Annotated in this window: 13 protein-coding genes; 3 read left to right on the top strand and 10 right to left on the bottom strand. The window is 73.3% G+C overall.

The annotated features are described in order from the left end of the window. Position 1 precedes the first annotated feature (1 nt). Genes DI272_RS33375 through DI272_RS33365 form a run of 3 tightly spaced genes read right to left on the bottom strand, consistent with a single transcriptional unit; the run spans position 2 to position 4,164 of the window. Positions 2-355, bottom strand: a complete 354-nt coding sequence (locus tag DI272_RS33375) for a histidine triad nucleotide-binding protein (protein ID WP_109498885.1) — start codon at positions 353-355, stop codon at positions 2-4. Between the two features lie 53 nt (positions 356-408). Continuing rightward, complete coding sequence (locus DI272_RS33370; RefSeq protein ID WP_109498884.1) at positions 409-3,624, bottom strand: S41 family peptidase; 3,216 nt, start codon at positions 3,622-3,624, stop codon at positions 409-411. A 15-nt stretch (positions 3,625-3,639) separates the two neighbouring features. Continuing rightward, a complete protein-coding gene (locus DI272_RS33365) occupies positions 3,640-4,164 on the bottom strand; it encodes a hypothetical protein (protein WP_109498883.1) in 525 nt (174 codons plus the stop codon). A gap of 97 nt (positions 4,165-4,261) precedes the next feature. Here DI272_RS33365 and DI272_RS33360 point away from each other — a divergent pair, with 97 nt between their 5' ends. After that, positions 4,262-4,681 (top strand): hypothetical protein, encoded by a 420-nt coding sequence (locus tag DI272_RS33360; RefSeq protein ID WP_109498881.1) that lies wholly within the window; start codon positions 4,262-4,264, stop codon positions 4,679-4,681. On the opposite strand, the gene DI272_RS33355 is transcribed toward DI272_RS33360, so the two are convergent. The 5 genes from DI272_RS33355 to hrcA form a co-directional block, all read right to left on the bottom strand. Beyond that, entirely contained in the window at positions 4,623-5,015 is a 393-nt protein-coding gene (locus tag DI272_RS33355) for a VOC family protein (protein ID WP_109498880.1), read from the bottom strand. The two genes, DI272_RS33360 and DI272_RS33355, sit on opposite strands and share 59 nt — an antisense overlap. Before the next feature lie 22 nt (positions 5,016-5,037). After that, positions 5,038-5,787 (bottom strand): 16S rRNA (uracil(1498)-N(3))-methyltransferase, encoded by a 750-nt coding sequence (locus tag DI272_RS33350; RefSeq protein ID WP_109498879.1) that lies wholly within the window; start codon positions 5,785-5,787, stop codon positions 5,038-5,040. Continuing rightward, positions 5,784-6,872, bottom strand: a complete 1,089-nt coding sequence (locus DI272_RS33345) for a nitronate monooxygenase (protein WP_109498877.1) — start codon at positions 6,870-6,872, stop codon at positions 5,784-5,786. The genes DI272_RS33350 and DI272_RS33345 overlap by 4 nt, the downstream gene beginning before the upstream one ends. Before the next feature lie 214 nt (positions 6,873-7,086). Further along, complete coding sequence (dnaJ, locus tag DI272_RS33340; RefSeq protein WP_109498876.1) at positions 7,087-8,223, bottom strand: molecular chaperone DnaJ; 1,137 nt, start codon at positions 8,221-8,223, stop codon at positions 7,087-7,089. Continuing rightward, complete coding sequence (gene hrcA / locus DI272_RS33335) at positions 8,224-9,240, bottom strand: heat-inducible transcriptional repressor HrcA (protein WP_109498875.1); 1,017 nt, start codon at positions 9,238-9,240, stop codon at positions 8,224-8,226. It lies immediately after the preceding gene. A 163-nt stretch (positions 9,241-9,403) separates the two neighbouring features. Here hrcA and DI272_RS33330 point away from each other — a divergent pair, with 163 nt between their 5' ends. Together DI272_RS33330 and DI272_RS33325 are read left to right on the top strand one after the other, a co-directional pair. Beyond that, positions 9,404-10,135 carry an MBL fold metallo-hydrolase gene (locus DI272_RS33330; RefSeq protein WP_109498873.1) on the top strand — a complete coding sequence of 244 codons (732 nt, stop codon included), beginning with the start codon at positions 9,404-9,406 and terminating at the stop codon, positions 10,133-10,135. A 31-nt stretch (positions 10,136-10,166) separates the two neighbouring features. Next, a complete protein-coding gene (locus tag DI272_RS33325; RefSeq protein ID WP_109498872.1) occupies positions 10,167-10,976 on the top strand; it encodes a DUF3097 domain-containing protein in 810 nt (269 codons plus the stop codon). Between the two features lie 25 nt (positions 10,977-11,001). Here DI272_RS33325 and hemW read toward each other — a convergent pair whose 3' ends face one another. After that, positions 11,002-12,234: a radical SAM family heme chaperone HemW gene (gene hemW / locus DI272_RS33320; RefSeq protein WP_109498871.1), complete on the bottom strand. Its 1,233-nt coding sequence runs from the start codon at positions 12,232-12,234 to the stop codon at positions 11,002-11,004. 27 nt (positions 12,235-12,261) lie between these two features. Then, positions 12,262-14,388, bottom strand: a complete 2,127-nt coding sequence (locus DI272_RS33315) for an ATP-binding SpoIIE family protein phosphatase (protein ID WP_109498870.1) — start codon at positions 14,386-14,388, stop codon at positions 12,262-12,264. Between the last annotated feature and the right edge of the window lie 70 nt (positions 14,389-14,458).

Genomic DNA, 14,458 nt, shown 5'->3' with positions numbered 1-14,458 from the left:
CTTACCCGGGGGGCCACTCGAGGCCGCGCCCACCGAGGACGTGCGCGTGCGCGTGCCAGACGGTCTGGCCGGCGCCGGTGCCCGTGTTGAAGACGATGCGGTAGCTCTCGACCTTCTCCTCGTCGGCGACGGCCTGCGCCTCGCGCAGCACGTCGGCGGCGACGGCGGGCTCCGCGGCGGCGAGGGCGGCGGCGTCCTTGTAGTGGACCTTGGGGATGATCAGGACGTGCGTCGGCGCCTGGGGGTTGATGTCCCGGAAGGCGACGGTGGTGTCGGTCTGGCGGACGATCGTGGCCGGGATGTGACCCTCGACGATCTTGCAGAACAGGCAGTCCGCCTGCGGCTCCCCTGGCATGTGCGTCCTCTCGCCCTGTCGTCCGAAGTCTCCGGGGCATCGTATCGATCAGGTCAGGGGAGCGACGGCGGGACCTTCGCCGGAGTCGTCTCCAGCGCCTCCAGCGCGAGCCTGATCGCCTCGTCCAGTTGGACGTCGCGCCCCGCCGCGTGGTCCTGCGGCCGCTGCACGACCTCGACGTCCGGGTCTACGCCGTGGTTCTCCACGCCCCACTCGTAACCCTCCAGCCAGAAGGCGTACTTGGGCTGGGTGACGAGCGTGTCGTCGACGAGGTGGTAGCGGCTGTCGATGCCGATCACGCCGCCCCAGGTCCGGGTGCCGACGACCGGGCCGATGCCGAGGGCCTTGATGGCCGCGTTGACGATGTCGCCGTCGGAGCCGGAGAACTCGTTGGCGACGGCCACGACGGGGCCGCGCGGGGCGTCCTGCGGGTAGCTGTAGGGGCGCATGCCGCGCGGGCTGGCCCAGCCGACGATCCGGCGGGCGAGCTTCTCCACCACCAGCTGGGAGGTGTGGCCGCCGCGGTTCTCGCGGACGTCGACGACGAGCCCCTCGCGGGCCACCTCGACGCGCAGGTCGCGGTGGATCTGGGCCCAGCCGGGGGCCTGCATGTCGGGGACGTGGAGATAGCCGAGCCGGCCGCCGGAGCGCTCGTGGACGTAGGCGCGGCGGTCGGTGACCCAGGCGTGGTAGCGCAGCGGCTCCTCGTTGGCGACCGGGACGACGACGGCGTGCCGCACCTCACCGCCGCCGGACGGGGAGATGGTCAGCTCGATCGCCTTGCCCGCCGTACCGACGAGCAGCGGGCCCGGCCCGGTCACCGGGTCGACGGCCCGGCCCGCGACCGCGACGATCGCGTCCCCGGCGCGGACCGCGACGCCGGGGGCGGCGAGCGGGGAGCGGGCGTCGGGGTCGGAGGTCTCCGAGGGCAGGACGCGGTCGATGCGCCAACTGCCGTCCGGGTGGCGGGAGATGTCGGCACCGAGCAGGCCCTGCCGGGCGCCGCTGCCGTAGCCGCCGCGCGGCACGACGTAGGCGTGCGAGGTGCCCAGTTCGCCCTGGACCTCCCAGAGGAGGTCGACGAGGTCGTCGTGGGTGGCGACGCGGTCCAGGACGGGACGGTAGCGGTCGAGGACGCCGTCCCAGTCGGTGCCGCCGAGGTCCGGGCGCCAGAAGTGGTCGCGCATGATGCGGCCGGTCTCGTCGTACATCTGCCGCCACTCGGCGGCCGGGTCGATGGTCTGGCGGACGCGGGTGAGGTCGACGGTGATGTTGGTGTCGCTGTCGTCGTCGTTGGAGGCCCGCCGGTCGCTCGGTACGACCTTCAGGCGGCCGTCGGTGCCCAGCAGCACCCGCTTCCCGTCACCGCTGACGGCGAAGTGGTCGACGTCGGCGGCCAGATGCTCCACGCGCTGCTGGACGAGGTCGAAGCGCTCCAGCTCGGTCTTGGGGTCGGGGGCCTCGGGTGTGGCCCGGGAGGCGCCCAGCACCCCGCGCACCGGGTGCCGCAGCCACAGCACACCGTCCTTGGCCGCGCGCAGGTCGGAGTAGCGGGCGGCCTCCACCGGGAAGGGCACGATCCGGTCGGCGAGACCTTCGAGGTCGATCCGGGTGGCGGGGGCGCCCTCGCTGTCGGGGGTCTCGTCCTTGTCGGGCGCGTCGAAGGGACGGCCGTGCCGCTGCGGTCCGAAGGGGGACGGGGTGGTGGCGGCGAGGGTGATGAGGTGCGGGCGGGCGCCTTCCACGAAGGCCAGGTCGAAGACGTGCTCGTCGTAGACCGGGTCGAAGGAGCGGGTGGAGAGGAACGCCAGGTGTTTGCCGTCGAGGGTGAAGGCGGGGTCGTAGTCCTGGAAGCGCAGCGGGGTGGCCTCGGTGACCGACAGGTCGGTGGTGTTGGCGAGGCGGAGCTGGCTGAGCGGGCGCGGGCCGGGGTGGGACCAGGCGAGCCAGGCCGAGTCGGGCGAGAAGACCAGCCCGGAGACATCGCCGTCCGCGCTGCGGTCGAGCTCGCGGACCTCGCCGGTCTCGCGTTCGACGAGGAGGACGCGCCCGTCGTGCGAGGCGACCGCGGCCCGGCTGCCGTCGGGTGCCATGGCCAGGTCGAGGACCCGGCCGAGCTGCCCGGCGGCGAGCCGGCGCGGGGTGGCTCCCGGGGCGAGCCCGGTGGCGGGCGCGAACTCCAGGGCGTCGTCGCCCTCGGCGTCCGTCACCCACACCACCCACTCCTCGCCGTCGGCGCGGAAGGCCTGCGGCAGCCGGGACCGTACGCCGGGCTCGGCGGCCAGCGCGCGGGCCGGGCCGGAGCGGTGGGTGACCCAGTGCACGGCACCGCGGACGCAGACGGCGCTGCCGCGCGCGGTGTGGTCGGGGGACGCCGACTCGACCCAGCGGGCGGCGTTCAGGGTGTACGGCTGGAGGTCGGCGCGGGAGCCGCCGAGCCGGATGTCGAGGCGGCGCGGCTCGGCACCGTCGAGGTCGTCGAGGACCCACAGCTCACCGGCGGAGGCGTAGACGACCCGGGTGCCGTCCCCGGCCGCGTGCCGGGCGTAGAAGCCGTCGAGCGGGGTGTGCCGGCGCAGATCGGAGCCGTCGGCGAGGGACGAGTAGAGGGCCCCGACGCCTTCGTGGTCGGAGAGGAAGGCGATCCGCTCCCCCGCCCACACCGGGAACTCGATGTTCCCGTCCAGCTCTTCATGCAGCCGTACGAACTCCCCGGCGCCTTCCCCGTCGCGGACGTCCCGGTCGATCCACAGCTTGCCCGCCGTACCGCCCCGGTACCGCTTCCACCAGGCCGCCTCCCGCCCCATGGGCGCCGACAGCAGGACGGTGGACGGCCCCTGGGCGACCGCGCCGACCGGGCCGTACGGCAGGACGGTGGACGGTCCGCCGTCGAGCGGGACCGTGTGCGCCCAGGAGCGGCGCAGGCTGGCCTGGCCGTGGGTGGTGATGGCGAGGACCTGGCCGTCGGGGGTCCAGCCGCGCACCTGGGTGCGCCAACTCCCCCAGTGGGTCAGGCGTTTCGCCGGGCCGCCGGCGACCGGGGCGATGTGCACCTCGGGTGCCCCGTCCCGCGTGGAGGTCCAGGCGACGGTGCTGCCGTCCGGCGAGATGCGGGGCGTGGAGACCGGCACGTTGTCGCTGCTGACCCGCCAGGCCCGGCCGCCGTCGCAAGGCGCGATCCACACGTCGTCCTCGGCGGTGAAGGCGACCAAGTCGCCGTGCAGATGCGGGTATCGGAGATACGCGGGCGGCGTCACGGGCTGGGTCACCCGATCACCTTAAGGTCATTTGCCTTGCACCGGGCGGCAGTCCGGGTACTTGTCGCACCACACGGTCTCGGTGACGGTGACCGTGACCGTGGCACCGGGCTGGCCGTTGCCGTTCGTGGGCTCGGGCGCGGCGTTGCAGTTGCCCAGCCCGTTGACCTGGAACCACTGCTTGCCGTCGATCTTGGCCGTCAACTCCCCCCGCACGCACTGCCCGTTGACCACCCGGGTGACCTTCCCGTCGACCTTGATGTCCTTGCCGTCGCTGGTCTCTCCGGTGCAGTGCACCTCGGCGACGGCGTTCTCGGTCGCGGTGGGCGTGGAGCGGTCTCCGTAGGAGGCCTGGCAGGTCAGCCACTGCACGTTCGCGTGCTGCCGCTCCAGCTCCTTGGTGACGGTCTGGTCGGTGGTGTACGCCACGGACGCGGAGTTCAGCCCGGCCGGATCACAGGCGACGGCTCCGCCGACGGTCACGGCGACGAACACGGCCACGGCACCGACCCGCCGGCCCCGGTGCCGCCAAATCCTCCTCAATGCCCCCATGGAGGGCAGCTTCCCACTGTCCCGCCCGACGCGGTAGAGCGCATACGGACACTCGGCCACAATCGAGTGACATCCGATCACCGGAGGGCCCGACATCGTGCGCGACAACCACCGCCTGCGACGCCTCGTCGTCGACGCGACCACGACCTACCTCTGGAGCTACCGCCAGAAGAAGGGCCGCGACGGCGTCTGGCGCGACACCGTCACCCTGCACCGCGCCGGCCGCCGGACCCGGATCGTCTTCCGGGCGGGCGGCCCGGGTACGGGCCGGTACGTCTCCGAGGGGCATCCCTGGTTCCAGGGCTGCGCGGGCGACGGCCGGGGCAACCTGATCAACCTGCGCGAGCCGGCCGTCGTACGCGCCCTGCTCGACGAGGCCCTGCGCCGCGGGACGTTGCCGGACGGCGGGGAGCTGGACGGCTGGGACCTCTTCCCCGCGGTCGCCGCGGCCGTGGACCTCAAGCGCGCAGCAGCAGCCACTCCTGGAGTTCCACCAGGTTCCCCTCCGGGTCCTTGAGGTGGGCGACCCGCATCCGGTCGGTCATCGGGGCGGGTCCGTGCAGCAGCACCGCGCCCCGGGAGGTGATCTGCTCGCAGTACTCGGCCAGGTCGTCGACGCGCAGCACGACCAGCGACCGGTGTCCGTTGGCCGCCTCGCCCAGCTCGTCCAGGATTCCGGCCATCATGGCCCGGTCCTGGAGCGCGATGCCCGCCGACCCGGTGGCGGGGCTGAACTTCTCGTACGGCCCCTCGGTAGCCCCGGACTGCGGCTTCAGGCCCAGGACTTCGGCGTAGAAGCGGTAGCAGGCGGCGAAGTCGGTGACGAGCAGCCGGACTTGGGCGAGTTCCACGGTGTTTCCCCCGGAGGATCGGTCAGGACCAGCGGCCGGTGCGGCCGAGGAGCAGGGCCGTGGCCGCCGTCCCGGCGGTCGATGTACGCAACACGGTAGGACCCAGCACGTACGTCTTCGCACCCGCCTCCTCGAAGAGCGCCAACTCGTCCTTGGCGACGCCTCCTTCGGGGCCGACGACGAGCACGATCTCGCCCTCGTCGGGGAGTTCGGCGGTGGCGAGTGCCTGGCTGCCGTGCTCGAAGTCGGAGTGGAGCACGGCGGCGAAGTCGGCGCGCGCGAGCAGCGCGGCGACCTGCTTGGTCGTCGCCAGGTCGGCGACCTCGGGGAAGCGGACGCGCCGGGACTGCTTGCCGGCCTCGCGGGCGGTGGACCGCCACTTGCCGAGCGCCTTCAGCCCCCGGTCGCCCCTCCATTGGGTGATGCAGCGGGCCGCCTGCCAGGGCACGACGGCGTCGACGCCGACCTCGGTCATGGTCTCGACGGCGAGTTCGCCGCGGTCGCCCTTGGGGAGGGCCTGGACGACGGTGATGCGGGGCTGCTCCACCGGCTCCTCGGTGACGCCGTCCATCTTGACGATCAGCCGGTCCTTGCCCTCGGTGCCGAGCACGACACAGTCGGCCCAGCGTCCGGCGCCGTCCGTGAGGATGACGTCCTCGCCGGCCTGGAGGCGCTTCACGGAGACGGCGTGCCGTCCCTCGGGCCCGTCGAGGACGTAGTGGCCGCCGCCACCGGCGTTGAAGTGTTCGACGACGAAGACGGGAGCGGTCATCGCAGGTCACCTCCGGAGGTCCGGAATCCGGACAACGCTGTCGTGGCGTCGGCGAGTTCGGCGGCCAGCACCTCCACCAGCTGCCCGGCGGGCAGCGCACGGGCCATCCGGTGCCCCTGCCCCGCCCACAGGGCCATGCCCTGCGCGTCCCCGGCCTTGGCGGCGGCCTTGCGCAGCGGCGAGGTGAGGTGGTGGATCTCCGGGTAGGCGGCGGGGGCGTAGGGGCCGTGCTCGCGCATGAACCGGTTGACGAGCCCGCGGGCCGGCCGGCCGGAGAACGCCCGGGTCAGTTCCGTCCGCACGAAGAGCGGGTTGGTCAGCGCCTGCTTGTGGATCTCGGCGGCGCCGGACTCGGGGGCGGCGAGGAAGGCGGTGCCCAGCTGGGCGGCGGCGGCGCCGGTGGCGAGGACGGCGGCGATCTGGCTGCCGCGCATGATGCCGCCGGCGGCGACGACGGGAATGCGGACGGTTTCGCGGATCTGCCCGACGAGCGAGAGCAGCCCGAGCCCGGCACCGTCGTTCTCGGGGCTGTCCCGATGGGTCCCCTGATGCCCGCCGGCCTCCACGCCCTGCGCGATGACCGCGTCGGCCCCGGCCCGCTCCACGGCGAGGGCCTCGTCCGCGGTGGTCGCGGTGACGAGGGTGAAGGTCCCGGCACGCCGGAACGCCTCCAGCACCTCACCGCTCGGCACGCCGAAGTGGAAGGAGACGACGGGGACGGGGTTGTCGAGGAGGACGGCGACCTTCACGTCGTACCCGTCGTCCCGCCCGCTCTCCGGATCGCCGAGCTCGGTCTCGTACCAGGCGGCTTCCCCGGCCAGCTGATGCGCGTAGACGTCGACGGCGGCGGCGTCGGCGCTGTCGGGCTGCGGCATGAACAGATTGACGCCGAAGGGCCGCCCGGTGAGCCCGCGCAGCTGCTTGATCTCCTGGTACATGCCGTCGGCCGTCTTGTACCCGGCGGCGAGGAACCCGAGCCCCCCGGCCTCGGACACGGCCGCCGCCAGTTGCGGGACGGAGACCCCGCCCGCCATGGGGGCCTGCACGATCGGATGGGGGAAGAGATCGGTCAGCGCGGAGGACATGACGGCATGTTGTCACGTCCTCCGAACAAGTCCGAATCCACCCTTCCGCGGGCATAGGCCTACGGCATCTCCCGGCGCCGGCCGGGGAATCAGCCCGTCCGGCGCTTGAGGACGAGGCCTCTTCAGGGCCGACAGCGGGGGGCCGGGGGCGGCAGCCCACGGGAGGGGACGGGCAGGGGCGGCGGGGGCGAAAACGCCTCCGCGCACCCTCCACTCACCGCCCGTTGAACGCGTCCTTCAACCGCGAGAACAGCCCCTGCTGCCCGGGCTGGAACTGCCCCTGAGGCCGCTCCTCGCCCCGCAGCTTCGCCAGCTCGCGCAGCAACCGCTCCTGCTCCGGGTCCAGCTTGTTCGGCGTCTGGACCTCGACGTGGACGATGAGGTCACCCCGGCCGCCGCCACGCAGGTGGGTGACGCCCCGGCCGTGCAGCGGAATCGACTGCCCCGACTGCGTGCCCGGCCGGATGTCGACCTCCTCCAGGCCGTCCAGCGTCTCCAGCGGCACCTTCGTGCCGAGCGCCGCCGCCGTCATCGGGATCGTCACCGTGCAGTGCAGGTCGTCGCCGCGCCGCTGGAACATCGGGTGCGGCAGCTCGTGGATCTCGACGTACAGGTCACCGGCGGGACCGCCACCGGGGCCGACCTCGCCCTCGCCCGCGAGCTGGATGCGCGTGCCGTTGTCGACACCGGCCGGGATCTTCACGGTCAGCGTCCGACGCGACCGCACCCGCCCGTCACCGGCGCACTCCGGGCACGGGGTCGGGACCACGGTCCCGAAGCCCTGGCACTGCGGGCAGGGCCGCGAGGTCATGACCTGGCCCAGGAAGGACCGGGTGACCTGCGAGACCTCACCACGGCCCCGGCACATGTCACACGTCTGGGCGGAGGTGCCCGGCGCCGCGCCCTCACCGTTGCAGGTGGAGCAGACGATCGCGGTGTCGACCTGGATGTCCTTCGTGGTGCCGAAGGCCGCCTCGTCGAGCTCGACCTCCAGCCGGATCATCGCGTCCTGGCCCCGCCGCGTACGCGACCGCGGACCCCGCTGCGACGCCGTACCGAAGAAGGCGTCCATGATGTCCGAGAAGTTCCCGAAGCCGCCCGCGCCGAAGCCGCCGGCGCCACCGCCGCCGCTCTGCGAGAGCGGGTCGCCGCCGAGGTCGTAGACCTGCTTCTTCTGCGGGTCCGACAGCACCTCGTAAGCGGCGTTGATCTCCTTGAACCGCTCCTGGGTCTTCGGATCGGGGTTGACGTCCGGGTGCAGCTCGCGCGCGAGCCGACGGAACGCCTTCTTGATCTCATCCTGCGACGCGTCGCGGCGCACGCCGAGAACGGCGTAGTAGTCCGTGGCCACTTACGACTCCGCCAGGATCTGTCCGACGTACCGTGCCACTGCGCGTACCGCTCCCATCGTTCCCGGGTAATCCATGCGGGTCGGTCCGACCACGCCGAGCTTGGCGACTGCCTCGCCGCCCGAACCGTAGCCGACCGACACGACGGACGTGGAGTTGAGTCCCTCATAGGCGTTCTCGTGACCGATGCGTACGGTCATGCCCGAATCCCCGGCCTCGCCAAGCAACTTGAGGAGCACGACCTGCTCCTCCAGTGCCTCCAGGACAGGCCGGATGGTGAGGGGGAAGTCATGTCCGAAGCGGGTGAGATTGGCGGTTCCGCCGATCATCAACCGCTCCTCGTTCTCCTCTACGAGTGTCTCCAGCAGTGTGGAGAGCACTGTCGCGACCGTACCCCGATCCTCGACGTCGAAGCCCTCGGGCAGATCCTCGACCAGCCGCGGCACATCGGTGAACCGACGCCCCGCGACCCGGCTGTTGAGCCGCGCCCGCAGATCGGCCAGCGAGGCCTCCCCGAAGGGCGCCGGGCAGTCGACCATGCGCTGCTCGACCCGGCCCGTGTCGGTGATCAGCACCAGCATCAGGCGCGCCGGAGCGAGCGAGAGCAACTCCACATGGCGCACGGTGGACCGCGTCAGGGACGGGTACTGCACGACCGCCACCTGCCGGGTGAGCTGCGCGAGCAGCCGCACGGTCCGCGCCACCACGTCGTCGAGGTCGACGGCGCCGTCGAGGAAGTTCTGGATCGCGCGCCGCTCGGGCGCGGTCATGGGCTTGACGCCCGCGAGCTTGTCGACGAACAGGCGGTAGCCCTTGTCGGTGGGGATGCGCCCGGCGCTGGTGTGCGGCTGGGCGATGTATCCCTCGTCCTCCAGGGCGGCCATGTCGTTGCGCACGGTCGCCGGGGAGACGCCGAGGTTGTGCCGTTCGGTGAGGGCCTTGGAGCCGACCGGCTCCTCCGTCCCCACGTAGTCCTGGACGATGGCGCGCAGCACCTGAAGCCTGCGTTCACTCAGCATCGCGCACACCTCCAGAAGTCGTTCTCTCGGCCCCCGCCTGGCACTCTGTCCGTCCGAGTGCCAGCGTTCCCCGCGGCCCAGTGTACGGCGGCGGGGTACTGCCCGGGCAAGGTCGGTCCGGGTGTGACAGCTCGTGGACCGCCCCTACGGCTAGCGTCGCCGTATGACGGTGACTTGGGAAGAGCTGGGGTGGCAGCGGGTGGCGGCCGGGGTGGGCCGGTGCCGGCTGCCGGTCTGGGACTGTACGGCGGGGCTGGTCGTCGGCGCGGGCACGGCCCTGTTGGTGGACGCCGGGTCGAGCCTCGCGGAGGGGGTGCGGCTGCGGGCGCAGGCGGAGGCGCTCGCCGGGCACCGTGTGACCCATCTCGCGCTGACGCACCCCCATTTCGACCATGTCCTCGGAGCGGCGGCGTTCGCGGGCGCGGAGGTGTTCGGGCCGGTCGGCATGGACACGCTGCTCGACCAGCGCCAGGCCCGAGAGGAGCTGCGCGCGGACGCGGTACGGGAGGGGCTGGCGGAGCACCTGGCCGACGAGGCGGTCGACGCCCTCCCCCGGCCCCGCCACCTGGTCTCCGGCGAGTGGACCCTCGACCTCGGCGGCGGCCGGCAGGTCCTGCTGGCGAACGTCGGCCCCGGGCACACCGCCCACGACCTCGCGGTGCTGGTGCCGGGCTCGCCCGAGGTGGTCTTCTGCGGCGACCTGGTCGAGGAGTCGGGCGACCCGCAGGCGGGCCCGGACGCCGTACCGTCGCACTGGCCCGCGGCCCTGGACCGGCTCCTGGACCTGGGCGGCGAGGACGCGCTGTACGTGCCCGGTCACGGAGCGGTGGTGGACGCGGCGTTCGTCCGGCGTCAGCGGGACGCCCTGGCGCGGCGTTTCGGCGTGTCGCCCTGACCCCGCCCCGGCTTCTCCTATCGTCATCCGAATGCGCCAGTACTCCGCCGACCTGACCCCGCCGTGGAAGAAGCCGAAGCCCGTCCCGGAGGTCCCGGCCGAGCCGGGTCTGGTGGTCGAGGAGCCCGGCACCGGTTTCTGCGGCGCGGTGATCCGCTGCGAGGCGGGCACGGTGACCCTGGAGGACCGCTTCGGCAAGCACCGGGTGTTCCCGCTGGAGCCGCGGGGCTTTCTGCTGGAGGGCCGTGTGGTGACGCTGGTGCGGCCTTCGACCGGCTCTCCGGTACGTCCCAGCCGCACCGCCTCCGGTTCGGTCGCCGTCCCCGGCGCCCGCGCGCGCGTGGCCCGCGCCGGCCGCATCTACGTCGAGGGCCGGCACGACGCGGAACTGGTCGAGAAGGTGTGGGGCGACGACCTGCGCATCGAGGGCGTGGTCGTGGAGTACCTGGAGGGCGTGGACGACCTGCCGTCGATCGTCGCCGAGTTCGCCCCGGGCCCGGACGCCCGCCTGGGCGTGCTGGTGGACCATCTGGTGCCGGGCACGAAGGAGTGGCGGATCGCACAGGAGGTGACGAGTGAGCACGCGCTGGTCGTGGGCCACCCGTACATCGACATCTGGGAGGCGGTGAAGCCGGCGGCACTGGGGATCGAGGGCTGGCCGCGCGTCCCCCGCGGCCAGGACTGGAAGACGGGCGTCTGCCGGGCCCTGGGCTGGCCGTCGGAGAACACGGGCGCGGTGTGGCAGGCGATCCTGAAGCGGGTGGGGTCCTACAAGGACCTGGAGCCGGAACTGCTCGGGCGGGTGGAGGAGCTGATCGACTTCGTCACGGCGCAGCCGTGAGAACCTGCTTCACCCGCCTGAGTGATCAGTCCACCAGATCCCTCACCACCGCGTCCGCCAGCAGCCGCCCCCGCAGAGTCAGCGCCGCGCGCCCCTCGCCATAGGGCCCCTCCTGAAGCAGCCCTTCCGCCAAGGCCCGCCGCGAGGCCGCGAGCCCCTCCTCCCGCAGCAGCGCCAGCGGCACCCCCTCCCGCAGCCGCAGCTCCAGCAGAATGCGCTCGACCCTCCGGTCCTCCTCCGAGAGCACCTCGCGTCCCGCGCCCGGCGACTTCCCCGCCGCCAGCGCCGCCGCGTACGCCCCCGGATGCTTCACGTTCCACCAGCGCACCCCGCCCACGTGCGAGTGCGCGCCGGGCCCGGCGCCCCACCAGTCGGCGCCCCGCCAGTACAGCTCGTTGTGCAGGCACCGGCCCGCCTCGCCGGTCGCCCAGTTCGAGACCTCGTACCACTCGAAGCCGGCCGCCGCGAACGCGTCCTCCGCGATCAGGTACCGGTCCGCGTGCACGTCGTCATCCGTCATCGGCACCTCGCCCCGGCGGATGCGCCGGGCCAGCTGGGTGCCCTCCTCCACGATCAGCGCGTACGCCGACACGTGGTCCGGGCCGGCGCCGATCGCCGCGTCCAGGGAGGCCCGCCAGTCGCCGTCCGACTCGCCCGGGGTGCCGTAGATCAGGTCCAGGTTGACGTGCTCGAAGCCCGCCGCCCGGGCCTCCGCCACGCACGCCTCCGGCCGTCCCGGGGTGTGCGTGCGGTCCAGCACCTTCAGGACGTGCTGCTTCGCGCTCTGCATGCCGAAGGAGATCCGGTTGAAGCCGCCCTGCCGCAGCGTCGCCAGATACGCCGGGTCCACCGACTCCGGGTTCGCCTCCGTCGTCACCTCCGCGTCCGGAGCGAGGCCGAACTCGTCGCGGATCGCCGCGAGCATCCGTACGAGATCGCCCGCCGCCAGCAGCGTCGGCGTGCCCCCGCCCACGAACACCGTGCGGACCTGCCGGGGATCGTCCCCCAGCACCTTCCGGGCCAGGCGGATCTCGTCGATCAGGGTGTCCGCGTAGTTGTCGCGGGAGGCCAGGACACCGCCCGTGCCGCGCAGCTCGGTCGCGGTGTAGGTGTTGAAGTCGCAGTACCCGCAGCGGGTCGCGCAGTAGGGGACGTGCAGATAGAACCCGAGGGGGCGCTCGGCGGCTCCGGAGAGCGCCTGCGCGGGGAGCGCGCCGTCGTCGGGGACGGGCTCGCCGTCGGGGAGTGCGGAAGGCATGCCTTCCATTGTCCAGCACCCCGGCGGCTACTCGGCCTGGAGCACCAGCAGCGCCAGATCGTCCTCCGGCGGCCGTACGCCGAACTCGTGCACCAGCCGCTTGATGCGCTCGGCGATCAGCGGGGCGGTCAGGCCCGCGCAGCCGGCGAGGGCCGTCGCGAGGCCGTCGGCGTCGTCGAACTGGCGGGAGCCGCTGCGCCGCTCGGTCACCCCGTCGGTGACGCACAGGAGGGTGTCGCCGGGGCGCAGCTCCACGATCTCGCTGGTGTACACGGCGTCCTCGACGACTCCGAGCAGGGTCTGCGGCTCGGCGACCGTGCGGACCCCGCCGTCCGGTCCGAGGAGCAGCGGCAGCGGGTGCCCGGCGGAGGCGAGGGTGCACTGGACGCCGCCGTCGAAGGGGCGGAGCTGGCCGAAGAGGAGGGACAGGAAGCGGGTCTGCGGGCCGTCGGCGGCCGCGGCCAGGCCGGCCGGTCCGGCGAAGGCGCGGGCGGCGGCGTCGGCGGCCTCGGTCGCGTCGTCCAGGAGGAGCTGGTTGAGGCGGTCCAGGACGTCGGCGACGCCGTACCCCTCGCGGGCCAGCAGCCGCAGCCAGGGCCGGGCCAGGCCGATCACCACGGCGGCCTCCGGCCCCTTGCCCTGGACGTCGCCGATGGCGAAGCACCAGCGGCCGTCGCCGGAGGGGAACAGGTCGTAGAAGTCGCCGCTGGGCCCGGCCTTGTCGCAGGGCTCGTGGACCAGTGCGCTGCTCACCCCGGGGATCTCGGCGACCGCGCCGGGCAGCAGGCCGCGCTGGAGCACCGCGCTGATGGTGGCCTGGCGGGCGTACTGGCGGGCGGCGCTGATGGCGAGGGCGACGCGGCGGCCGAGGTCCTCGACGAGGCCGGTGATCTCGTCGGGGAAGCGCAGCAGGCCCGCCCGTCCGATGACCAGGGTGCCGAGCGGACAGCCTCCGGCGATCAGGCGGTACGCGAGGGCCGTGCCGTGGGTGCCGTGCGGGCCGAGCGCGTCGCCGGGCCAGGGGAAGGGGACGGGGCCCGAGCGCGGCGGGTCCGGCAGTCGCGGCGTCTCCTTCTCCAGGGCCCGGCGCAGGTCCTCGATGAGGCTCTCGCTGCCGTGCCAGACGCGGGCCAGCCGCGGTCCCGGCCCGCCGATCCCGTCGGCGCCCCGGACTCCCCCGCCCACGCCGCCGTCGGCCTCGGTCGCGCGCGGGGAGCCCCAGCGCCCCATCAGCTCGTCCTCCAGCCACACCGCGCACCAGTCGGCGAGCCGCGGCACGATCAGCTGGCCGGCGAGCGCGGCCACCAGGTCCTCGTCGAGCTGCCCGGCGAGCAGGTCGGAGGCCTCGGCGAGGAAGGACAGGGCTCCCCGGTTGAGCCAGTCCTGGTCGCGCTCGAACCGCCGCGGTTCGGGGGCGAGGATCTCGGCGACGCGCAGTCCGCGCTCCAGCGCACGCTCCTCCTGGTCGGAGTCCGGGTCCGGTGCCGGGTACGCATTCGGGGCCGGTGCCGGACAGGAGTCCGGGTCCGGTGCCGGGTCCGGGGCCGAGTACGCGTCCGGGGCCGAATCCCCGGTGGCCGCGCCTTCCTCGTCGGTGAGGCGGGCCCACACGGTCTTGGAGCCGGTGCGGTAGGTCACGCCCCAGGACTCGGCGAGGGTGGCGACGAGGCGCAGGCCGCGGCCGTACTCCGGGGTGCCGTGGTGGTATTCCCTCGCGCCCGGGCCGTGTTGCGCCGAGGCGTGCTCCGCAGGGCCGTGCGCGCCCTCGGTCGCCTCGTACGGCGGTTCGGGCTGCCTGCCGCGCGGGGCGCGCGAGGGGTGGTGGTCGGTGACCTCCACGACGACCGCGCCCGTTTCCTCCATACGGCAGTCGAGTTCGACGTCGGTGCCCGCGTGGACGACCGCGTTGGTGACGAGCTCGCTGGTGACGATGACGAGGTCGTCGACGACGCGTCCGGTGAGCCGGGCCATGCCGGGCAGGCCGAGTTCGGTCCATTCCGTGAGCGCGCTGCGCAGCAGTGCGCGGGCGGCGCCGGGCGCGTGGCAGCTGCCGGTGAGGGTGGCGTGCGCCCGGGCGGACGGCAGCGCCTCTTCGCGCGCAGGCACATCAGAGGCACGGGGATCGCTCTCCCGTTGCGTCGGAATGGCCCCCATGTCCAGCTCCCCGAGCAGTTCGGACGAATACGCCTCAGCCGATGCGGACAGAGTGACAGACTGACTGCGC

This window comes from Streptomyces sp. Act143, assembly GCF_003143935.1.
In the GTDB taxonomy this organism is placed as follows: Bacteria; Actinomycetota; Actinomycetes; order Streptomycetales; family Streptomycetaceae; genus Streptomyces.
Note: the sequence above shows the minus strand (reverse complement) of the source record. Positions and strands in the feature narration are given on the sequence as shown.